The organism is Pararhizobium sp. A13, from assembly GCF_040126305.1.
In the GTDB taxonomy this organism is placed as follows: domain Bacteria; phylum Pseudomonadota; class Alphaproteobacteria; order Rhizobiales; family Rhizobiaceae; genus Pararhizobium.
This window is the reverse complement of record NZ_CP149511.1, coordinates 1,103,067-1,124,631: the sequence shown is the minus strand read 5'-3', so window position 1 is coordinate 1,124,631 and position 21,565 is coordinate 1,103,067. Positions and strand designations below refer to the sequence as shown.

General features: G+C 61.1%; 15 protein-coding genes. 8 read left to right on the top strand and 7 right to left on the bottom strand.

Going from position 1 to position 21,565, the window contains the following annotated elements:
- Nucleotides 1-255: 255 nt before the first annotated feature.
- Complete coding sequence (locus tag WI754_RS26910; RefSeq protein WP_341487042.1) at nucleotides 256-1,527, bottom strand: NAD(P)/FAD-dependent oxidoreductase; 1,272 nt, start codon at nucleotides 1,525-1,527, stop codon at nucleotides 256-258.
- Between the two features lie 479 nt (nucleotides 1,528-2,006).
- On the opposite strand from WI754_RS26910, the gene WI754_RS26905 reads away from it, so the two are divergent.
- The 4 genes from WI754_RS26905 (at nucleotide 2,007) to WI754_RS26890 (ending at nucleotide 6,595) form a co-directional block, all read left to right on the top strand.
- Nucleotides 2,007-2,558 carry a Spy/CpxP family protein refolding chaperone gene (locus WI754_RS26905; protein WP_341487041.1) on the top strand — a complete coding sequence of 184 codons (552 nt, stop codon included), beginning with the start codon at nucleotides 2,007-2,009 and terminating at the stop codon, nucleotides 2,556-2,558.
- Between the two features lie 37 nt (nucleotides 2,559-2,595).
- Nucleotides 2,596-3,294, top strand: coding sequence for a response regulator transcription factor (locus WI754_RS26900; RefSeq protein ID WP_341487040.1), 699 nt, complete (start codon nucleotides 2,596-2,598; stop codon nucleotides 3,292-3,294).
- A gap of 4 nt (nucleotides 3,295-3,298) precedes the next feature.
- Nucleotides 3,299-4,552: a HAMP domain-containing sensor histidine kinase gene (locus WI754_RS26895; protein ID WP_341487039.1), complete on the top strand. Its 1,254-nt coding sequence runs from the start codon at nucleotides 3,299-3,301 to the stop codon at nucleotides 4,550-4,552.
- Between the two features lie 279 nt (nucleotides 4,553-4,831).
- Nucleotides 4,832-6,595, top strand: a complete 1,764-nt coding sequence (locus WI754_RS26890) for an adenylate/guanylate cyclase domain-containing protein (RefSeq protein WP_341487038.1) — start codon at nucleotides 4,832-4,834, stop codon at nucleotides 6,593-6,595.
- Between the two features lie 121 nt (nucleotides 6,596-6,716).
- On the opposite strand, the gene WI754_RS26885 is transcribed toward WI754_RS26890, so the two are convergent.
- From WI754_RS26885 to WI754_RS26875, 3 genes are all read right to left on the bottom strand, one after another.
- Nucleotides 6,717-8,711, bottom strand: a complete 1,995-nt coding sequence (locus WI754_RS26885; RefSeq protein WP_341487037.1) for a glycosyltransferase — start codon at nucleotides 8,709-8,711, stop codon at nucleotides 6,717-6,719.
- Nucleotides 8,693-9,928 carry an HlyD family efflux transporter periplasmic adaptor subunit gene (locus tag WI754_RS26880; RefSeq protein WP_341487036.1) on the bottom strand — a complete coding sequence of 412 codons (1,236 nt, stop codon included), beginning with the start codon at nucleotides 9,926-9,928 and terminating at the stop codon, nucleotides 8,693-8,695. The genes WI754_RS26885 and WI754_RS26880 overlap by 19 nt, the downstream gene beginning before the upstream one ends.
- A gap of 380 nt (nucleotides 9,929-10,308) precedes the next feature.
- Entirely contained in the window at nucleotides 10,309-10,959 is a 651-nt protein-coding gene (locus WI754_RS26875; RefSeq protein ID WP_341487035.1) for a GntR family transcriptional regulator, read from the bottom strand.
- 161 nt (nucleotides 10,960-11,120) lie between these two features.
- Here WI754_RS26875 and WI754_RS26870 point away from each other — a divergent pair, with 161 nt between their 5' ends.
- The 4 genes from WI754_RS26870 to WI754_RS26855 all read left to right on the top strand — a co-directional run bounded on the left by WI754_RS26870 (nucleotide 11,121) and on the right by WI754_RS26855 (nucleotide 17,653).
- A complete protein-coding gene (locus WI754_RS26870; protein ID WP_341487034.1) occupies nucleotides 11,121-12,542 on the top strand; it encodes a malonyl-CoA decarboxylase in 1,422 nt (473 codons plus the stop codon).
- Nucleotides 12,539-14,053, top strand: a complete 1,515-nt coding sequence (locus WI754_RS26865) for a malonyl-CoA synthase (protein ID WP_341487033.1) — start codon at nucleotides 12,539-12,541, stop codon at nucleotides 14,051-14,053. The genes WI754_RS26870 and WI754_RS26865 overlap by 4 nt, the downstream gene beginning before the upstream one ends.
- Before the next feature lie 94 nt (nucleotides 14,054-14,147).
- The gene (locus WI754_RS26860) at nucleotides 14,148-15,494 is read left to right on the top strand and encodes an SLC13 family permease (RefSeq protein WP_341487032.1); all 1,347 of its coding nucleotides are present in this window, start codon (nucleotides 14,148-14,150) and stop codon (nucleotides 15,492-15,494) included.
- Between the two features lie 230 nt (nucleotides 15,495-15,724).
- Nucleotides 15,725-17,653, top strand: coding sequence for an alpha/beta hydrolase domain-containing protein (locus WI754_RS26855; RefSeq protein WP_341487031.1), 1,929 nt, complete (start codon nucleotides 15,725-15,727; stop codon nucleotides 17,651-17,653).
- Between the two features lie 63 nt (nucleotides 17,654-17,716).
- On the opposite strand, the gene WI754_RS26850 is transcribed toward WI754_RS26855, so the two are convergent.
- The 3 genes from WI754_RS26850 to WI754_RS26840 are packed head-to-tail and all read right to left on the bottom strand — an operon-like array spanning nucleotide 17,717 to nucleotide 21,315.
- Entirely contained in the window at nucleotides 17,717-19,459 is a 1,743-nt protein-coding gene (locus tag WI754_RS26850) for a TRAP transporter large permease subunit (protein WP_341487030.1), read from the bottom strand.
- Nucleotides 19,456-20,145: a TRAP transporter small permease subunit gene (locus WI754_RS26845; protein ID WP_341488018.1), complete on the bottom strand. Its 690-nt coding sequence runs from the start codon at nucleotides 20,143-20,145 to the stop codon at nucleotides 19,456-19,458. The genes WI754_RS26850 and WI754_RS26845 overlap by 4 nt, the downstream gene beginning before the upstream one ends.
- A gap of 27 nt (nucleotides 20,146-20,172) precedes the next feature.
- Nucleotides 20,173-21,315 (bottom strand): TRAP transporter substrate-binding protein, encoded by a 1,143-nt coding sequence (locus WI754_RS26840; RefSeq protein ID WP_341487029.1) that lies wholly within the window; start codon nucleotides 21,313-21,315, stop codon nucleotides 20,173-20,175.
- Nucleotides 21,316-21,565: the final 250 nt, after the last annotated feature.

Genomic DNA, 21,565 nt, shown 5'->3' with positions numbered 1-21,565 from the left:
CCGTAGGCCGTCACGCTCATCTGATCGTCTGTCAGGTTCTGCACCGTCCAGCCCATTTGTCGCGCCTGTTTTGGAACTTCGCGACGGTCAGCTACGCTATAGACCCAGCCGCGATCTCTCTTGCCGATCGCCACGACTACCAAGAGATTTTCTGCGTCTCGGACCTCATAAACGAGCCGGTAGCAAATACCACGGTAGCAAATGCCACCAGCCGCGAATACTCCGCTACGACCGCTTCGCGCGCCAAAAAGGCGATCACGAATGCCCTACGATGTGTTCGACAAGGCGAGATGCTTCCTCGGCAATCGCCAGTATTATGCCTGACTTGCGTGTGGAGGCGAAATCCAACCCGGCGAAGTAGAGGCCTGGCAGGGAGGCGACCCCATCCTCGTGAACAGGCTGTCCCACGCTGTCGAGCGCACCGGGAAGTCTCACCCAACTGAAATCGCCCTTGAAGCCTGTGCACCACACCACAGTCGTTATGTCGGACCGGGAGAGATCAAGCGAGCCGATCGTCGGATTCGGCTGACGCATCGCGACCGTCTCCGCCGGGTCGGGCTCCGAAACAGGTGCATCGATTCCAGCACGGCTGATATATTCGTCGATATGGCGTTTGATGTTGTCTGAGGCTTCATCTGCAAAACGAACATTCGCTTCAAGATCGTCGGCGAACGAGAGGCGGCCGCCATTCTCGACGCCAGTGAAATGCCCAAGAAGCACGACACCTCGGGCGCTGAGCGCTTGAAGGCTTATCGTGTGCACCGGCCCGAGCACACCACGAGGCGGGATACGTCCCGCAAGTCGAATGACCTCCTCTCGTCGCACGTCGAGAAACCCGCTTTCAAGGAGCCAGATCATGATGTCGCGGCCTCGGTAGCGCCGTGGGAGCCGTCCGACACGACTGGTGGCAAGGAAGACTGTTCGGCCTGCTTCCGCCAACTCTTCCGCGATCTGGGCACCCGATTGGCCACTTCCGACCACCAGCACCGCTCCATCGGGGAGATCCGCAGCGCTGCGGTAGCCGGAAGCATCGATCTGGCGAAGGACAGGCGGCAAAGCAGCGGCCCAAACTGGGCGCACCGGACAATTCAGGCTACCACTTGCGACGATCACGTTCCGCGCCAAAAGCGTGCCGCGTGAGGTGGTTAGCCGATACTCGCCATTCTCGTGCGTGCGCGCGAGTTCGGTCACCGCAGTATCCGGTTCGATCGGAAGCCCGTTGCGCCTGGCGAAGTCCTCAAGGAGAGCGACGAACTGGTCGCGCGTCAGGGCACCAGACGGATTTGGACCGTCATAGCAGTCGCCTGGCATGACGGTCTGCAGGTTGGGGGTATTCATCCGAAAAGAACCCCATCGCTGCGTGCGCCAAGTCTCTCCTACGCGGCCTCGCTCCAATACGCTATGGCGTAGGCCTCGTCGTGCCAGCCAATAGCTGACACCCAGGCCGGCCCAGCCGGCCCCGATCACGACTGCATCAAGAACATTGACGTTACCAGTCATTTGCTGCGGTGATCTCATAATCGACATCCCAGCAATCCCGCCATCCCCGTGCAGCATTAAGCCTTGTTCACGGCAATTAGTCCAGCGTGGCGGATCTCCGCCCGACTGGCCAAGCGCACTCCATTTCGCCAGCCCCAGTCACCGCATGAAACTGCGCCACGGTGCTCTCGCCAAACCGGGGAAGGCGAGTTCGCCTGATGTGACGTAGTTCACTTCGTCGCTGGTGCGGGCAATGTGAAGGACGCTCCGTCTCCTGCGGCACCACTTCTTCGAACACCGTTTGCCAAGGTCGGTATTTGGCGACGATCGCGGCCTTCGCCGTGACCAGCGCGAAAATGCCCCCTTCGGGATGAAAGCCGCCGTGGTGGCATTTGCTACCCAACAGCGTAGTCTTGCACCGGTCCTTGTTGCTTTACATTTCTTTACATTCGCCCAGAACGCGCGAAACGTTGGCCCGTTAACTTTCCTCCATTGCAGCAGGTGCTGCGGAGGAAAGGAGACGAATGATGGAAACTGAGGACAAGAACCTGGCGAGCCCGGCCGCCAGCGAAGCCGTTTCGAAGGGCTGGAGCCGGCGCGCAGCGATCGGCGGCATCGCCGCCGTCGCGGTTGTCAGCGGGATCGGTTTTACAGCTGCGCGCAGCGACGATTTCGGCTTTGGCATGGGCCGTTTTGGTATGGGCGGCCACATGATGCACGCGCATATGGGAGGTGGCGACTTTATGGAACACCGGATCGGCTCCGTGCTCGACGAACTCAATGCAACGTCCGAACAGGAAGACAAGCTTTGGGACATCATCGACAAGGCGCGCGATGAGATCAGGCCGACTTTCCGGGACTTCCGCGAGACGCGTCAGGAGGTTATCGAACTCCTCGGCGCGTCGACCATCGACCGCGCCGCCGCCGAGAAACTGCGCAGTGAGCGCATCGCGGCCATCGACGAGGCCTCGCGCAAGATGACGACTGCGCTCCTCGATGCCGCCGAAGTGCTGACGCCCGAACAGCGCACCAAGCTGGTGGAGCATTTGAAGGAGCGCGGAGGCCGCGGCCGGTGGTAGACTGAGTCGGCCAGGGGACTGAACGGAGGGCGGAGCGATGGTGGAACAGGTCCTGATCGTCGATGATGATACGCGCCTTTCCGCCATGCTCGCCGACTATCTCTCCGCAAACGGCTACATCGTCCACACCGCCGCGACGGCCACGGCGGGCCTTGCTGACCTCGGCCGCCGCGCGCCGGGCGCCGTGATCCTCGACGTCATGCTTCCAGATCTCGACGGCTTCGAGACCTGCCGGCGGATGCGCGCCGTCTCCGACGTGCCTATCCTGATGCTCACGGCCAGGGGCGAGGAGACCGATCGCATCGTCGGGCTGGAGCTAGGTGCCGACGACTATCTACCCAAGCCTTTCAATCCGCGCGAACTGCTGGCGCGGCTGAAAGCGATCCTGCGCCGCCGCAACGGTGGCGCGGCCGTCTCGCGCGTCCTGCGCTTCGGACGGCTGGAGATCGAGCCGGGATCCCGCTTGGTCAGGATCGACGGCCGCGAATGTGCAATGACCAGCTACCAGTTCGACCTGCTTGTGGTGCTTGCTGAAAATGCCGGCCGCACGCTGTCGCGCGAGCATTTGATGGACACGGTCAAGGGTGAGGAGTTGGAAGCCTTTGACCGATCCATAGACGTCCATATCTCGCGCATCAGGGCGGCTATCGAGAGCGACCCCAAGCATCCGAGACGCATCATCACCGTGCGCGGCGCCGGCTATGTCTTCGCCCGCTTCCAGGATGATGAGAGATAGAGCGATGCGCAGCCGGCTGTTCCTAAAAATCTACCTGACGCTGCTGGCGAGCCTTGCCGCGGTCGCCGTCGCCAGCGCAGCCTTCGTGTGGCTGGGACAGGGCGAGGAGGACTCCAGTTGGCAGAGCCAACGCGCGCGGTTCGTCGCCGCGCTGATTCCGCCCGACATGGACCAGCGGTCGGTCGAGGCGACGCTGGAGCGGTTTTCACGGGCCTTCGATGCCGACATAGCGGTATACGATCGGCGCGGCAGGCTGATCGCGAGCGGCGGCCGGCCGCTCCCGCGCGACATTCTCGAGGGGCCGCGGCGCCACGGCCTGCAAGGCAACTCTCACACCATGGTGACGGAGTTGCCCGACGGTCGCGCAGTAGCCGCGCGCATGGAGCGGCCTTTCCGTCCGGCTGGCCGCAATCCGCTCGCCTATCTGGTGTTGATCGCGGGCGTCATCGGGCTCGCCGCCTATCCGGTGGTGCGTCACCTGACCCGCCGGCTGGAGCGGCTACGCGCCGGCGTTGACGCCTGGGGCAGGGGCGATTTCGTGGCCCGCGTGCCGGAGGACGGCAGCGATGAGGTCGCGGCGGTGGCGAAGAGCTTCAACAAGGCCGCAGATCATGTCGAGAGGCTGATCACGTCACACCGCGCTCTGCTCGCCAATGCCAGCCACGAATTGCGCTCGCCGCTTGCGCGCCTGCGCATCGCGATTGACCTCTATGAACAGGCGCCGGACGATAACCGCAGAGAGGAGATCGTCCGTAATCTGGCTGAACTGAACACGCTGGTCGAGGAGATCCTGCTGGCAAGCAGGCTCGACCACGTCGATGGGCTCGATGCCCTGGAGTCCGTCGACCTTCTGGCTCTGGTCTCGGAAGAGGGCGCGCGCAACGGCGTCGAGGTCTCCGGCACGCCGGCGATGGTCACAGGCGATGCGCGCCTGCTCGGCAGGCTCGTGCGCAATCTCATGCAGAACGCGCTGCGCCACGGTGCCCCGCCTGTCGCAGCCACTGTCGCGCAGGCAGGCCGCGAGGTGGAAATCAGGGTCCGCGACCACGGCCCGGGCGTACCGGATAGCGAGAGCGCCCGCGTTTTCGAGCCCTTCTACCGGCCCTCGGGGCGCAGCGAGGCCGCGGGCGGCTGGGGCTTGGGGCTGGCGCTGGTGCGCCAGATTGCCGAGCGCCACGGCGGCGCGGTCCGATACGAATCTCCGTCGGGCGGCGGCGCCTGCTTCGTCGTGGCGCTTCCAGTGCATCGGGTCGTCTGAAAGGTAAACTGAGAGTTGGCACAGGGACTTCTGGAGCAAGGCTAAGCTCTGTTCGACGCGGGGTACGGGTTCCGCGCGTTCGAGGCGACGAGCGCATCCGCTGAAGGACTGGCTCGGTTGGAGAGCGTAGGTTCCCGCCCGTCCCTTCAGAGCGATGGCACAAGCGGATTTGCGCACGAAACGTTGGTTGTCGACCAAGGCTCGCCTCAAGCCAAATAGACATGGCAGCAATACAGCAGTAAAATTTGGCCAATCGGTGCTAGGAAGGCGCCATTGCTCATGGCCAACAAATCCATCAGACGTCGGCTTGCTGCCATTTTGGCCGCTGATGTGGTCGGTTACAGCCGGCTTATGGAGCGGGACGAAAAAAGCACCCACACGCTGCTCATGGCGCGGTGGAAAGAGGTGCTGGAGCCGCTCGTCGCAATTCATCAGGGCCGCGTCTTCAAGAGGACGGGTGACGGTGTCCTTGTCGAGTTCGCGAGCGCCGTCAACGCCGTCGAATGCGCCGCAGCCCTTCAGCAGGCCATGGCCGCCGCGAACAGAGACATGCCGGAGGACCGGGCTATCGTGCTCCGCGTCGGTGTCAACCTGGGCGACATCATGGTCGAGGACCGCGATCTATACGGGGACGGGGTCAATGTGGCTGCCCGTATCGAGGCGCTTGCAGATCCTGGCGGCGTCGCGATTTCGGATGGAATTCATGAATACGTGCATGGGCGTGTCAGCCTCGATTTCGTCGACGCCGGCGATTACGAGGTCAAGAACATCGAGCGCCCGGTGCACATTTGGCGTTGGTCGCCGAACGACCGCACGAACGATCCCAACAAGACTGCCGCCGAACCCCCGCCGCAGCTTCCAAGGAAGCCATCGATAGCCGTTCTACCGTTTGACAACATGTCCGGCGACCCGGAGCAGGGTTATTTCGCCGATGGCATCACCGAGGACATTATCACGGATCTTTCAAAGGTTTCCGGCCTCTTCGTGATCGCCCGGAACTCCTCTTTCGCCTATAAAGGCAAGTCGCCGGACATCCGCAAGGTGAGCCGGGAACTCGGCGTCCGCTACATCCTTGAAGGCAGCGTGCGCCGGGCCACCGACCGTATCCGCATTAACGCCCAGATGATCGACGGTACGACGGGCGGTCATCTGTGGGCCGAGCGCTACGACCGCGGACTTGAGGATATCTTTGCTGTTCAGGACGAAGTGACCCGCACTATCGTCAACGCGCTCAGAGTGAAGCTGACAACCAGCGAAGAGGAGCGGCGGGAAAGCCGCGGCAAGGTCGATCCCGAAGCCTACGACCTGCTCGTCCGCTCCCGTCAGTCCATTCTGCAGTTCAACTCCGTATCGTCCGCTGAGGCGCGCAGCATGCTGGAGCGCGCGATCGCGATCGATCCAGGGCTGGCGGCTGCCTATGCTTCGCTCTCGATCACCACCTTAACCGACTTCATCAACCAGTGGAACGGCGCGACGCCTGACAATCTCACACAGGCGTTCGAGCTGGCACACAAGGCAATCGAGACGGACGATACCGAGCCGCAAGGCCATCACGCGCTCGGGCTTGCCCTTGCCTTCATGCGGCGTCTGGATGAGGCGGAGCGCGCTGAAGAGCGGGCGATCGAACTCGATCCCAATTCGGCCAACGCCTATACCGCACTTGGCGGCACAAGGGATTTCCAGGGTCGGCACGAAGACGCCCTGGCGCTGTATACACGAGCCCACCGGCTTGACCCGCAATTCGACCTGTCGCTGCATTTCCTGGGGAGGGCGCTATTGAGCCTCGGGCGCTTTGACGAGGCCGAGATCGCCTTCAAGCGTCGGCTAACGCTTGCGCCGCGATCGGACATGACGCGCTTTTATCTCGCCTGTCTCTATGGTCGAACCGGGCGGCACGAAGAAGCGCGGCGCTATTGGCGTGAGGTGCTGGAGGTTAATGCGAACTTTTCTATAGATCACCTCAAGCGGACTTTACCCTACCGGGATCCCAATCTGTTCGATCGGCTGGTGGATGGACTCCGCGAGGCCGGAGTCTCCGTCTAAATACGAAACGGGACAGATATGCGTCCTCGGCGGAGAGGAGCGAGGAAAGTCCGGCTAGGTGGGTTTGTCAAAGCCTGCCGCAAATCAATCCAAGCTTTATCTTTATGCTATATCGCAGACACTATGCAGTGCGCGTGCGCCCGAAGGCACGCAGCAACAGGTTCACCGAGACGGCGACCTTGTCGATATCGGGAATGTCCTGCGAATAGCGCCCGGTATAGAGCTTGACGATCATCTTGGTCCGCTCCGCCCCGTGCAGGTCGAAATGAAGATGGAGATAGTAACGCCGCATGTCGCCTGGGCGGCTGATGTCCCCGCGCCGCTGCGTCGCCTGCCTGAGCTCCGCCTGAATCGGCTCGAAGCCGTCGAGGACCAACCGCACACGTGTGGATTGAAACCGTGTTTCCGTTGGAACCGCGACCACCGCCTTTTCGAGGGAGAGGCTCACAACGCGGCCGACGGAACCGTCGACACTTGCGGCCTCGTCGAGCTTGAACGCTTGAAAGAGGTGCCGTGGCTTTTCGAAACAGATCAGCGAAGCGATGACGAGCACCATGACGTTGATCCCGGCCCAGAGCGCCGCGATCGGCGAAAATGCTCCCTGTATTCGCGCCGTTTCCGGAACGATGTTGATGACCAGACCGAGCGCGGTGACGATGATGAAGCCCGCTATCCAGGTAAAGGTGTAGGCGTCGAAGACGCTCTCCTCATTGCCACTGCCCTTGGGGGTCACCTTGAACGGCTTGCCGAACGGCCGCACCAGGCTGGAGATCACCGTCGGCAGCATGCGGAACGCCGCGAAAGTACCTATGGCGCTGGAGACGACCGGCAGATAACGGGTCGGTGTGATCCAGAGCATCAAAAGGAAATAGGCGGCCAACAGCGGCACCTGGTGGGAGACATAATCGGCGACTTCGGTGAAATAGAGCGGCAGCGCGCCGAACCAGAAATAGGCGATCGGCACGACCAGCACCATGAAGCGGACCAGATACTGCACCAGCCAGGACATCGGCAGGAACATGATCCGCTGGAAGAGGGAAAGCCCAGGCCCTCGCAGCGGCCCGTTGTGCAAGTAGAGCGTCTGAATGCCCCCCTGGCACCAACGCTCGCGCTGGACGAAATAGCCGGTCAGGTTTTCGGCCGCCAGACCCATCGACAGCCGCTCGTTCAGGTAGCGGGTTTTGTAGCCTTTGTTGAGCATCGAAAGCGTTGTCAGCAGGTCTTCCGTGATCGACTCGGTCGGGAAGCCGCCGATCGCGTCGACCGCCTTGCGGCGGGCGATCGAGCAGGAGCCGCAGCAGAAGCTCACATCCCAGCCATCGCGGCTCGGCGCAATCTCATCGAAGAACAGGCGCTGCTCGTCCGGCCATATGTTCTCAAGGCCGAGATTGGATTGCACCGGATCAACGTTGAAGAAATGCTGCGGCGTCTGGACAATGCCGACGGACTCGTCCGAAAAGAACGGCAACGTTCGCCTGAGGAAATGACGGTAAGGCACGAAGTCCGCATCGAAGATGGCGACGAAATCGCCGGAACTGACGCGCAAGCCATTGTTCATATTGCCGGCCTTGGCATGGGCGTTGTCGCTGCGGGTCACATGAATCGCGCCCAGTTGTTCGCAGTAGGCCTTCAGCCAGTCGCGACGGCCGTCATCGAGCACATAGATCCGCAGCTTGTCCTTGGGATAGTCGAGCGCCAGCGTCCCGACGATCGTTCTCTCAAGCACGTCGAGCGGTTCGTTGTAGGTCGGGATGAAGACGTCGACCGTGGGCAGTTCACTCAGCTGGCGCCGAAAAAACGCCCGTGCGAGCCCATCCGCCTCGGCGCTACGGTCGACGTAGCGGCTCATCAGGATGAGAAAGAGGAGGACCTCCGAGAAGGCCAAAAGCTCGACGATGAAGATGAACCAAACCCAATAGAAGTTGGCGCCGTCGTTGGGATAGGGAAGAACCGTATCCGTCAGGCGCCAGAGCATGTAGCGCATTGCCGCCGCGGCAACGAAGGCGCAGGTGACCGCCCGCGTCCAAGTTCGACGGCGCGACCAGTTGAACGGCCCGATAAGAAAGAAGGCGATGACCGCAAAGGTCGGTGTCAGCGCTAGAAGAGACTGAACCATAGGCTTTCGATCCATTGCGACAGCCGAACGGCGCGTTTGGAAATACGCACCTGGGCCGTTCGGCCGACTTGGCAGAAATTGGCGAAGTCGGTGTTGAGCGCCGAAGGGGCAAGCAGGATACGGATCCGGGCATTGCGCTGGTCGGTTTCCGGCTCGTTGGCGGCCAGCAGATCCTTCTCGACGACAGCGGAACTGCCCTTTACCGATTGCACCTGGCCCTTGAAGACCTCGGCACGCCCGAAGAGCCGGACCTCCGCCGCGCGGCCAGGATAGATCTCGTCGTAGTCGACCTCGGGAACGAGAATATCGACGAACAACTCACGGCAGTCGAGCACGCGCATCATCTCGTTATTCAAGATGACGTTGGAACCGCCGACGATATTCCTGCTCCAGACTACGCCCTCAAACGGCGATAGAATCGTCGCCGATTCGAGGCTGCGAACGCGGCGCCCCTCCTCGGTCATCTGCTGTTCGCTCTGGCTCGCCCGCGTGCTGTTCTCGGCGATCCGCGTGTTGAGGTCATTGATGCGAACGATCACCTCGTCCTGTCGCTGGCGGGAATAGGGCACGTCGTTTTGACCATCGCCGCCGACGAATATGCCCTGGCGCACGGCATCCAATCGGTGCTGCAGCAATTCGACCGTCAGATTGTTCACCTCGACTTCGCCACCCGTCGCGGCACCGGCGGCCTGGGCCGACTCCACCATCTTGCGGGTGAAAATGCCCCTCGACTCCAGATCCTGCCTGCGGCCGAGATCCACCTGTGCGACCAGATCCTGGGCGCGCGATACTTCGACTCGCTTCCGCAGGATCTGCAATTCCCGTTCCAGGCTGGCAATGGTCGCGCGCTGGAAGACCTCGAGCCGTTCGGCAAGCTGATTGCGCAGCTGGGAGAGCTCGTCGCGCTCCCGCTCAAGCGCGGCAACACGTTCGACGGCGGTGTTGTGTTCTGAGCGCAGCGACGCAAGGATTGCCCGGTTGACGCGTTCGTTGCGAATGGTCGCAAGTGCCTCACCCTCGCTCACCGGCGTCCCGATCCGCAGCGGCGATCCCGCAACCTCCCCGTCGATCGGCGCGTTTATGACTGCAAGGCGTGCATTGACAGTGCCATCCAGGCTGGTGAAGCCCGTCAAACCCGGCAACAGGGCGACGGTCACGAGCACCAGGAGCAAAATGCCGACCGCGATCCGCGTGATGCGATGGTTCAGGATCCTCATCTCAAGCGTCCGTTCTGTCGCGTGAGCGCGGGTTCGCGATTTCGCCCGCGCTGCGGCGCATCAGAATTCATCAGTATTTGACGTCGAACAACCCTAAATTTTGCGGGTTTTAGTAGTGAAACATAAAAATGCTTGTGTAAAAAACGGCACTGCCCCAGATCAGACGCAGTGACAGTCGTGTGTATTTCGGCGAGCCCGCGCGCGTCTGCGGGATCTCGAAGCAGTGCTGGTATTGCGAGAGACCATCCGGGACTGCTCACCGACGGAATACGCGTCATCCGCGCTTGCACGCAGAGGATCTACCGTCGAGAAGCCTTCATGTGCGGCTCGCCAGTCCAGATGCCGGTTGCTGAGATTTGCCACGCCGACATTTAGATAAGTCATCTGGTTGCCATGCTCGCGACTAGATCGCTGAACCTCTCGCCCTGAATGCCGACATGCCCCCGCAGCAGGCGGCGGGCTTCCTCTCCGTCTCCAACAAAGATCGCTTCGACGATGGCGCAATGTTCCGAGAAGGACGTCGACAGGCGGTTGCGCACGCGCAACTGGAGGCGGCGATAAGGACGCAGGCGCCGGTGCAATTGCGCACATTGCTCCTCAAGGAAGTCGCTTCGGCTCGCCGCGTAGATGGCCGTATGGAACTCCTCGTTGTCGTAATAATAGGCGTCGCTGTCACCGGAACCTGCTGATAGCTCACAGCGCCTGTGGGCGGCCGAGATCGCTTCTCGGGAACGCTCATCCAGCCGTCGGGCGGCGAGCGACCCCGCCAGGCCCTCGAGTTCCGCCATGACCTCAAACATCTCGTAGATGCGGTGCGGTCCCGGATCGATAACGACTGCACCTCGGCGCGGACGGATTTCTATCAGACCAATGGCGTCAAGCTGCATCAGCGCCTCGCGCACCGGCGTTCGCGAGACTCCGAACCGATTGGCAAGCACCATTTCGTCCAGGCGTGCGCCAGGCGCGAATTCGTTGGAAAGAATTGCATTTTCAATCTCATCCCGAAGCCATCGGCCGACATTTTCGGACATTCGTTTCACTTCCCTCATACATAAACACTGTTCTTGTATACACGATGATTGACCTCGTGTACGAAATGTGACAGTTTACATACTACCGGTGAAACCCGGCGATGGGAAGCCGCCGCCAAACGGTCCGCGCAACCCGGTCGGCCAGAAGAGAGGATTATGGCATGTCTGAGGCTTCTTTCTTCACCGACATGCTACAGAGCATCACCGACCGCGGACGCCAGCTTCTGTTTTCCGGCTCGCGCAACACGCAGGTCGCAGCCGAAGTCGATCTCCAAACACTCTGTGAAATGCTGCTATCAAGCCGGGGCGAAGCTTCAGGCATGGCCCTGGCTGCCGAAATACTCGAGCGCTGGGGGTCGCTCGAGAGCGACGGCGCGCAGACATTCCTCCATATGCTTCATGAAAAGTTCGGGCCCGACATGACCAAGCTCGACCAGGCGATTGAAAATTACCGCACTGACAAAAGCTCTGCGGCGATCATTGCTCTCCACCAGGCGGCCGAGCCGCGGCGACAGGAGCTCCTGCGCCGATTAAATCACGCGCCGAACGGCACCGCCAAGCTCGTCGGGATGCGTCAGCAGCTTCTGTCCTCCAAAGAGCAATCCGCCGAATATCACGCGCTTGACGCCGACTTTACACATCTGTTCGGTTCCTGGTTCAATCGCGGCTTTCTTACACTCCGACCGATCGACTGGTCGACGCCGGCTTACATCCTTGAAAAGATCATCAAATACGAGGCGGTGCATGAGATCGCCGGCTGGGAGGAGTTGCGCCGTCGTTTGGCGCCGGCCGACCGTCGCTGCTTTGCCTTCTTCCACCCCCGACTGGCCGACGAGCCGCTCGTGTTCGTCGAAGTGGCGCTCACCCGGTCCGTCCCGAGGGCGATCGGAGATGTGCTCGACGAGGGCAGGGAGCAGATCAATGCCGACGAGGCGACGACCGCCGTCTTCTATTCGATCTCCAACTGCCAGGATGGCCTACGCGGGATCTCGTTCGGCAACTTCCTGATCAAACAGGTCGTGGAAGACCTGCGCAGGGATTTACCCGGCCTCAAGAATTTCGTCACGCTGTCGCCGGTCCCAGGCTTCGCCCGTTGGCTCGCCAAGTCGCGCAGCTCGGCAGCCGCCCCCCTTCCGTCCGGGGTCCGCGAAAAGCTGATGCTGCTCGACGATTCTAAATGGGCCGACGACGAGAGCACGGCGATCGAGATGGAGCGCGTGTTGTTGCCGCTTGCGGCGCGCTATTTCCTGATCGAACGGACGCCGGAGGGCCGCCCGGTCGATCCGGTAGCCCGCTTCCATCTCGGCAATGGTGCTCGCCTTGAAAGACTGAATTTTCTTGGCGACCGTTCGACCAAGGCGATGCAGCAGGCACACGGTCTGATGGTCAACTACCTCTACAAGCTCGACGATATCGTCGCCAACCACGAGGCCCTGGCGCAGCGCGGCGAAGTGATTGCCTCGCCGGCCGTCAAGAGCTTGCTCAACCAGAACGACGAAAGCCGCCGCGGCGGCAATGGCCAGCAAGGCTCCCGGCCATTCGCACAAATAGTGAACTCAAAGCTTGGAGGAGGGCGAAAGTGAGCAACCATCTTTTCGACGCTATACGGGCCGCCGCGCCCGGCGACGCACCGTTCATCCGGATCAATGGCACTGGTACGTGGACCTACGATGACGCGCTCGCTCTTTCTGGCCGCATTGCCAGTGCGATGGACACGCTCGGCATTCGCCCCGGAGACCGCGTTGCGGTGCAAGTCGACAAAAGTGCCGAGGCATTGATCCTCTATCTCGCCTGCCTTCGAAGCGGCGCGGTCTACCTGCCGCTCAACACCGCCTATACCCTGGCTGAACTCGACTATTTTATCGGCGATGCAGAGCCGCGTTTGGTGGTTGTTTCGTCAGCGGCTCGGGGGGGCGTCGAGAAAGTCGCGAAGCCTTACGGCGCGATCGTCGAAACGCTCGACGATGATGGCACCGGCTCATTGCTGGATCTCGCACGCGACGAGCCGGGCGACTTTGTCGATGCCTCGTGCTCCGCCGACGATCTGGCGGCGATCCTCTACACGTCGGGGACGACGGGACGCTCCAAGGGGGCGATGCTCACTCATGGGAACCTGCTCTCGAACGCCCTGACCTTGCGAGACTATTGGCGCGTCACCGCCGAAGATCGGCTGATCCATGCCTTGCCGATATTCCACACACATGGGCTGTTCGTCGCCACGAACGTCACACTGCTCGCCGGCGCCTCGATGTTCCTGCTGTCGAAGTTCGACCCGGATGTCGTGGTGTCCCTGATGCCGCAGGCAACAATGCTGATGGGCGTGCCGACCTTCTACGTGCGCCTTCTGCAGAGCGCGCGCCTTGACGGGCAAGCGGTCGCCAACATCCGCCTCTTCATATCCGGTTCGGCCCCACTGCTTGCCGAAACACATACCGAGTTTCACAGACGCACCGGTCACGCGATTCTTGAGCGCTACGGCATGACGGAAACCAATATGAACACGTCGAACCCCTATGAGGGGAAACGGATTGCCGGAACGGTCGGCTTCCCGCTGCCGGGCGTGACGGTGCGCGTAACCGATCCCGCCACCGGGCTCGTGCTGCTGCCTGAAGAAACCGGCATGATCGAGATCAAGGGCCCGAACGTCTTCAAGGGCTATTGGCGCATGCCGGAAAAGACCGCGGCCGAATTCACCGCAGATGGGTTCTTCATCAGCGGCGATCTCGGCAAGATCGACGGACAAGGCTACGTCCACATCGTCGGCCGCAACAAGGACCTGGTGATTTCGGGCGGATACAACATCTATCCGAAAGAAGTCGAGGGCGAGATCGACCAGATCGACGGCGTTGCCGAAAGCGCCGTGATCGGTGTGCCGCATCCCGACTTCGGCGAGGGCGTTACCGCCATCGTCGTGCGCAAGCCCGACGCTGTCCTGGATGAAAACGCCATAGTCAGCGCACTCCAGGACCGTCTCGCGCGCTACAAACAGCCCAAGCGCATCATCTTCGCTGAGGACCTGCCACGCAACACGATGGGCAAGGTCCAGAAGAACCTCCTGCGGCAGAAATACGCCGACCTTTACGCCAGGACGTGACGACGCGCGCCCTCTGGGAGGAAGGCGCACTGAAACCATCTTCAATCTCGAAAACAGGACTGACGACGCTGGAGGCGTCGGAGGAGGAGGAATCATGGGTATCGAAGTACTATCCATACTGCTATTGATCGGCATGTTCGTCATCGCGACGATCCAGCCGATCAACATGGGCGCGCTGGCATTCGGCGGAACATTCGTGCTCGGCACGCTGATCATCGGGATGAAGGCCAGCGACATTTTCGCCGGCTTTCCGAGCGATCTTTTTCTGACCCTGGTCGCCGTCACCTACCTCTTTGCCATAGCGCAGATCAACGGCACCATCGACTGGCTGGTCGAATGCGCGGTGCGACTTGTGCGCGGGCATGTCGCCTGGATTCCATGGGTGATGTTCCTCGTCGCCGCCATCATCACCGGTTTCGGCGCGCTGGGGCCGGCGGCCGTCGCCATCCTTGCGCCGGTTGCTCTCAGCTTTGCCGTGCAATACCGCATCAACCCGGCAATGATGGGTCTGATGGTGATCCATGGCGCGCAAGCAGGCGGCTTTTCGCCGATCAGCGTCTATGGCGGCATTACCAATCAGATCGTCGCAAAGGCGGGGTTGCCTTTCGCTCCGACATCACTGTTTCTCTCCAGCTTCTTCTTCAACCTGGCGATCGCAGTGCTGGTCTTCTTCGTCTTCGGCGGCGCGAGGGTGATGAAGCAGAAGCCGGCATCGTTCGGCCCCTTGCCCGAACTGCATCCCGAGGGCGTATCGGCGTCGATTAGAGGTCATGGCGGCACGCCTGCCAAACCGATCAGGGAGCATACTTACGGTACGGCGGCTGACACCGCTACGACGTTGCGCCTGACCAATGAGAGAATTACTACCTTGATCGGCTTGACGGCGCTCGGCATCGGCGCGCTGGTTTTCAAGTTCAACGTCGGTCTGGTCGCAATTACGGTTGCCGTCGTGCTGGCGCTCCTGTCGCCGAAAACCCAGAAGGCGGCGATCGACAAGGTGAGCTGGTCGACCGTGCTGCTGATCGCCGGCATAATCACATATGTCGGCGTCATGGAGAAGGCCGGTACGGTGGACTATGTGGCCAGCGGCATATCCAGTCTCGGCATGCCGCTTCTGGTCGCGCTTTTGCTTTGCTTCACCGGTGCCATTGTCTCAGCCTTTGCATCCTCAACCGCGCTGCTGGGTGCCATTATCCCGCTCGCCGTTCCGTTCCTCCTGCAAGGGCACATCAGCGCCATCGGTGTGGTAGCTGCGATCGCGATCTCGACGACGATCGTCGACACCAGCCCGTTTTCCACCAACGGCGCACTCGTCGTCGCCAATGCGCCGGATGACAAGCGCGAGCAGGTGCTGCGACAGCTGCTCATCTACAGCGCACTGATCGCGATCATCGGCCCGATCGTTGCCTGGTTGGTGTTCGTCGTGCCTGGGCTGGTCTGACGGCGGGCTGCCGTTGCAAAACGAAGTGTGTCGAGACTTTTCCCCCACATGGGAGGGAAGGCGGAGATCGGTTGTATTTGCGAGCCAGCTCGGACCGAGACGTGCCCCACGTCACTCTCACGACCGTGCAAGCGCCTTTCTCCTGCGAGGCAGGCGCTCCACCCTGGGTGAAACGTGACTACCCTGCTTTGCCGTTGATTTCTCGAATTTGAACAATGGAAGGAAATCGCATGTTGAAACGCCTGATTTTCATGTCCGCCATGGTGACGGCCGCTCTGCTGTCCAGCAGCGCTTTGGCCCGTGTTACCCAATTTCAGATCAAGGCATCGGGGGCCGCTTTCGAAGGCAAGCTCTTCGGCAAAGCCGGTGGTTATGAACGCATCGATGCGATTGCGACCTTCGCCGTCGATCCCAAGTCGCCGCGCGTCGCCGATATCGTCGATATTGACTTGGCGCCGGTGAATGCGTTGGGCGAGGTGGTCTTCAGCACCGAGGTTTCTATCCTACGACCTGCAAATCCGGGGCAACGCTCGCCGATACTCTTCTATGAAGTGCCGAACCGCGGCAGGAACCTTAGCTTCACGTTGCTCAATCGCAGCGAGTCGACGGTGGTACCGTCTGCCGCATCTGAGGCCGGCGACGGCTTTCTCATGAACCGCGGCGACACGATCGTCTGGAGCGGCTGGCAAACTGGCCTTGCCGACGAGTTTCTCAACATCGACCTTCCGGTTCTTGGGAGCGTCACGGGTCGATCGCGCGAACAGTTCATCTTCGACAAGCCCGGCCGCACCAGCGCGGCTAAACTGACCTATCCGGCGGCGGACCTGGACCTGACGAAAGCCAAGCTCACCGTCCGCGCCAGGGAGGGAGACGAGCCGCAACAGACGGCCGGGCTTTCCTTCAGATATCTGAGCCCGACCGAAATCGAGATCACCCGGCCCGCCGATATGGACGCTGGCGCGATCTACGAATTCATCTACCCGGCGAAGGACGCTGTGCCGGCCGGCCTGGCTTTCATCGCCACCAGCGACCTGATCTCGTTCCTGCGCGGCAACGAGGGGCATGAGGCGGAAAATCCGCTCGGCGGCGTGAAGTACACGATCGGTATGGGGATTTCGCAATCGGGGCGCTTTCTCAGAGACCTGATCTACCAGGGCTTCAACGCCGACGAGAAAGGCAACAGGGTTTTCGACGGAGCAATCCCGCATATCGCCGGCTCGCGCAAGACCTTCACCAATTTCCGCTTTGCCCAGCCGGGACGCTATTCGCGCCAGCACGAGGATCACGACTATCCTGGCGATCAGTTCCCATTCACCTATGCGGAAACGGATGATCCCTTGAGCGGCAAGAGCGGAAGTATCCTGTCGGCTTGCAGCACCACCGAAACCTGCCCCAAGATCATGCACACCGATACCTCGACGGAATTCTGGCAGGCACGCGCGTCCCTGGTCACCACGTCGCCCGATGGCAAGCCGCTCAAAATGCCCGACAATGTGCGGCTCTATTTCATCGCCGGAGCGCCGCATTTCAATCCTTGGTCGGCGAAGTCCGTAGAGGACATGGCCTGCGTCTATTCGACCAATCCACTGAGCGCCGCACCGGTGATGCGGCCTCTGTACGTGGCGATGGCGAACTGGATCTCGGAGAACAAGGTGCCGCCTGCCAGCCGTTTTCCGAGTCTGACCGACGGAACGCTTGTGCGCCCCGATGAGCTTAAGCTGCCGAAGATCAATGGCGAGGTAGTGCGCCCCGTCTTCAACGAATTGAGGGTCATGGATTATGCGACACAGCCGCCGACGCGTGGCAAGATCTACCCGGTCCACCTGCCTGCCGTCGACGCGGACGGCAATCCGCTCGGAGGCATCCGGATGGCCTATGTTCAGGCGCCGCTCGGCACCTATGCGGGCTGGAACCTCCGGAAGGAGGGCTTCGGCGAGGGCGAGCTTTGCAGCCTCGCCGGCACCTTCATCCCGTTCCCCAAGGAGCCGAGCGAAGCCGACAGCCGCAAAGCCTTGAGCGAGCGTTATCACGATAATAAGGCCCATGTCGCCGCGGTCGAGGCGGCCGCGCAAGCGCTTGTTGCAGAGGGGCTCATGCTTCCCGACGATATCGGCTATGTCGTTGAGAGGGCTCGGCAGGACAGCGCGTCGCTGCGTTGAAGTCGGGCCGTGGGAGAGCTGTAGACACGCACGATGGTTGCTGAAGGACCGCAGGCGGCTTTCTTAGCCATAGAGATAGTTCGGAAGCCAGAGTGCCATGCCCGGCCAGACATACATGATGACCATGCACAGGATGACGATCAGCATGTAGGGCATCATGCCCGCGAAGATCTGGTTAAGGGTGACGTGCGGTGGCGAGACGCCCTTGAGATAATATGCCGACATCGCTACCGGCGGCGACAGGAACGCCGCCTGCAGATTGACGAAGACGAGGACGCCCCAGAGAACCGGGTCGATGTCGAAGTGCCTCAGCATCGGCAGGAAGATCGGCACAAAGATGATGATGATCTCCGTCCATTCGAGCGGCCAGCCGAGAACGAAGATGATCGCCTGCGACAAGATCATGAACTGCACCGGCGTCAGGTCGAGCGCCAGCACCCATTCCTCGATCAGCGCCTGGCCGCCGAGGATGGCGAAGACGGCCGAGAAAAGCGCCGATCCGACGAAGAGCCAACACACCATCGCCGTCGTCTTCGCGGTCAGGAACACCGCTTCCTTGGCGCGCTTCCAGTTGAGCGTCCGAGCCTGGAATGCCAGCAGGAAGGCCCCGGCAGCGCCGACGGCAGCGGATTCGGTCGCCGTCGTGATCCCAAACAGGATAACGGCGAGCACGACGACTGTGAGAATCCCCAGCGGCATGACGGAGGAGACCAGAAGCTTCACGACCTGCAAGCGATCGGCTGTCATGTTGCGGTAGTAGCGGACGAGCACAGCCGCGGCGATGGCTGCGATGATGCCGAACGTCACGTAGAAACTGGTTGCCGGCCCATCGACCGTCGCCGGCCCCGCATCGACCGCCGGCGCGCCGAGCTCCTCAAGCCCTTCCGGCGCTTCGATCTCAGCCGAAGCTTGCGGATGGATGACGACATACCACCACACGAGCGCGAACGTGAACACGGTCAGCGAGATGGGCACCAGTGCGGCGCAGGCATTCTTGATCAGCTTCCAATAGGTGAGCCGTCCCTCCTCGGTTTCAATCGCCATCGCCTGCGACGGCGAGAAGAGCGCGCGAAGTAGGGAGGCCAGCATGTTACGCGAATAGAGGGCCTCAAAGCTCCTCATCCAGGCGGGCACCGGAACTCTTGTCTGTTCCTCCGGCAAGGCGGGCGCAATCTTCGGATTGATCATCGCCCAGCCGAGAACATAGCCGAGATAGAGAAGCGCGAGGAAAAAGCCGGGGAACATCGCGGCGGCGTAGAGTTTAACGACCGACTGCCCCGCAACCGCCGCGTAGACAATGATCATTACCGATGGTGGGATTAGAATGCCCAGCGTACCGCCGGCGGTGATGACGCCCGACGCGAGCCTCACGTCGTAGCCGGCGCGCAGCATCGGGTTCATCGCGATGACGCCCATCAGCACCACCACGGCGCCGACGAGGCCGCTGGCAATGCCCCAGAAGGTGCAAACGATGAGCGTCGCAACGGCAAGCGACGCGGGCACTCGCCGGAAAGAAAGCTGGATGCTGTAGAACATCTTGTCGACCAGCGCGCCCCGCTCCATCACGTAGCCCATCAGTACAAAGAGTGGGATGGAGATCAGGACGTCGTTGGTCATCGCGCCATAGGTGCGCTGAACCATCAGGTCGAAGACGCGATTGTCGATCCAGTGCTCGACCGGATTGTAGAAGGCATAAAAGCCGAAGAGCATGCCGAGCCCCATCAGTGTGAAGGCTGTCGGGAACCCCATCATGATGACGATCACGATGAGGAGCAGCATCGTCAGTCCGAGGAACGGATCGCTCACGTCTCGATGTCTCCCCCCAGGCCACGTTGCCGCGCCGCCCTGTCGATGTCCTGGGCGCGCTCGATCGCGGCTTCGCGCGTCTCTGCGTCTATGTGCTCACTATGCGCAAGCTGCTCGGCGACGACGTCCATCTCCTCGACATCCTTGATGCGGCTCGGCCATTCTCCGGTCCTGAGGCAGACGATGCAGCGCGTGATCTCGGCAAGTCCCTGCAGCAACACGAGGGCACCTGCTATCGGAATGACGGTCTTGAAGTAATAGATCGGCGGCCCCTCCGCCGTCACGGTTGAATGCTCGCCGATCCGCCACGAAAGTGCCGCGTAGTCGTAGCCCGCGTATACGAGGGCGGCGACGCCGGGCAGGAAGAAGAGGATGTAGAGGACCAGGTCGAGCCCGGCCTGTATCCGCGGCCTGAGCGAGCTGTAGAGAAAGTCACCCCGCACGTGGGCGTTCTGCGCCAGCCCGTAGGCTCCGGCGAGCATGAACAGAGTACCGTAGAACATGTTGCTGGCGTCGAAGATCCATGCCGTCGGCATGTTCATGATGTAGCGCTTGAAGACCTCAACGCAGACAAGCGTCATCAGCCCGATGATGAGCCACGCCGCGGCTTTGCCGACCCACACGCTGATCGCATCTATCCTGAGAAGAAAATGCTGAACGTCCACGGGTACCCCCCGGATGACCATCACCGGGTTGATTGCCCGGTGATGACATCAGAATTCCTTCGCGACCCCGTCCTGTCCGAAGTAGTGATCGAACACCAATCTCCGGCCGACGACGGTGTCCTGTTCCCATCGCGTCGCCCGCTCGGCAAAGGCAAGCTGGGACTCGAGGATCTCCTTGAATAGCGGGTTTTCTGCCGCCTTCTTCTTCACGACCTCGTCGTAAACCTCCAATTGCTTCTTGAGGATCGCTTCAGGCGTCTTGTAGAATTTGACCTTGTCGGTCGTCTGCATCTCCACATAGTCTTTCGAATAGCGGTCGATCGCCTTCCAGGCCATGTCCTGCGAAGCAGCCTCGACGGCGTTGGAGATGATTGCCTTCATTTGTTCCGGCAGCGCGTCGTATTTCGTCTTGTTGAACATGACCTCGAACTGCTCAGCATTCTGGTGATAGCTCTGCAGCATGCAGATCTTCGAGACGTCCGGGAAACCAAGCACCCGGTCGGACGAGGCGTTGTTGAATTCGGCCGCGTCGAGCAGGCCACGATCCAATGCCCCGACGATCTCGCCGCCCGGCAGCGCGTTGACGGCGGCCCCGAGACCCGTGAAGACATCGATCGAGATGCCGACAGTGCGGAATTTCAGTCCCTGGAGATCCTCAACCTTGGCCACGGGCTTCTTGAACCAGCCGAGCGGCTGTGTCGGCATCGGCCCATAAGGGAATGAAACAACATTGGCGCCGATGGATTCATATAGCTTGGCGAGAAGTTCCTTGCCGCCGCCATATTTGTGCCATGCCAACAGCATGTTGGCATCCATTGCGAAGCCCGGCCCCGACCCCCAGAGTGCCAGTGCCGTCTGTTTCCCGTAGTGGTAGACGAGCACGCCGTGGCCGCCGTCGAGCGTTCCTTGCGACACTGCGTCGAGCAGGCCGAAGGCAGGCACGACAGCACCCGCCGGTAACACCTCGATCTTCAGGTCACCGCCGGTCATGTCGTTGACCTTCTTGGCGAAATCGAGCGCGAATTCGTGAAAGATATCCTTGGAGGGCCATGTGCTCTGCCAACGCATGTTGACTGGCCCCTGCGCCTTGACGACACTCGGTGCGGCGATTATAGCCGCACCCGCCATGGCCGCGCCGCTCAGGAATTTGCGACGCGACGTCCTCACCCCAATCTGGGTCCTTCGTTTCATCTTTTCCTCCCGAAAGCGTGGGCTTCCTCGCCCACATTGGAGCGCAATGAGGAAAATAGTAATGCAGTCTTCCGCCCGCACCCCTATCATTCTCTAGAGTCTTAACTTTAGATAATACTCCTCAATTGGGCCCAAAGCAAAGATTGCAGGGAGCAACGCTCGAATATCGTTCCAGAAAAACTACCTCTACAAACGGTTCTGTTGCTAGGTTTAGAAATTTCACAGGCGAGTTGGCGTGTGCTGTTTGTTC

Excerpts from the sequence above, each read along its gene's own strand:
- WI754_RS26910 (WP_341487042.1), bottom strand. The coding sequence starts at position 1,527 with ATGTCGATTATGAGATCACCGCAGCAAATGACTGGTAACGTCAATGTT.
- WI754_RS26905 (WP_341487041.1), top strand. The coding sequence starts at position 2,007 with ATGGAAACTGAGGACAAGAACCTGGCGAGCCCGGCCGCCAGCGAAGCC.
- WI754_RS26900 (WP_341487040.1), top strand. The coding sequence starts at position 2,596 with ATGGTGGAACAGGTCCTGATCGTCGATGATGATACGCGCCTTTCCGCC.
- WI754_RS26895 (WP_341487039.1), top strand. The coding sequence starts at position 3,299 with ATGCGCAGCCGGCTGTTCCTAAAAATCTACCTGACGCTGCTGGCGAGC.
- WI754_RS26890 (WP_341487038.1), top strand. The coding sequence starts at position 4,832 with ATGGCCAACAAATCCATCAGACGTCGGCTTGCTGCCATTTTGGCCGCT.
- WI754_RS26885 (WP_341487037.1), bottom strand. The coding sequence starts at position 8,711 with ATGGTTCAGTCTCTTCTAGCGCTGACACCGACCTTTGCGGTCATCGCC.
- WI754_RS26880 (WP_341487036.1), bottom strand. The coding sequence starts at position 9,928 with ATGAGGATCCTGAACCATCGCATCACGCGGATCGCGGTCGGCATTTTG.
- WI754_RS26875 (WP_341487035.1), bottom strand. The coding sequence starts at position 10,959 with ATGTCCGAAAATGTCGGCCGATGGCTTCGGGATGAGATTGAAAATGCA.
- WI754_RS26870 (WP_341487034.1), top strand. The coding sequence starts at position 11,121 with ATGTCTGAGGCTTCTTTCTTCACCGACATGCTACAGAGCATCACCGAC.
- WI754_RS26860 (WP_341487032.1), top strand. The coding sequence starts at position 14,148 with ATGGGTATCGAAGTACTATCCATACTGCTATTGATCGGCATGTTCGTC.
- WI754_RS26855 (WP_341487031.1), top strand. The coding sequence starts at position 15,725 with ATGTTGAAACGCCTGATTTTCATGTCCGCCATGGTGACGGCCGCTCTG.
- WI754_RS26845 (WP_341488018.1), bottom strand. The coding sequence starts at position 20,145 with ATGGTCATCCGGGGGGTACCCGTGGACGTTCAGCATTTTCTTCTCAGG.
- WI754_RS26840 (WP_341487029.1), bottom strand. The coding sequence starts at position 21,315 with ATGAAACGAAGGACCCAGATTGGGGTGAGGACGTCGCGTCGCAAATTC.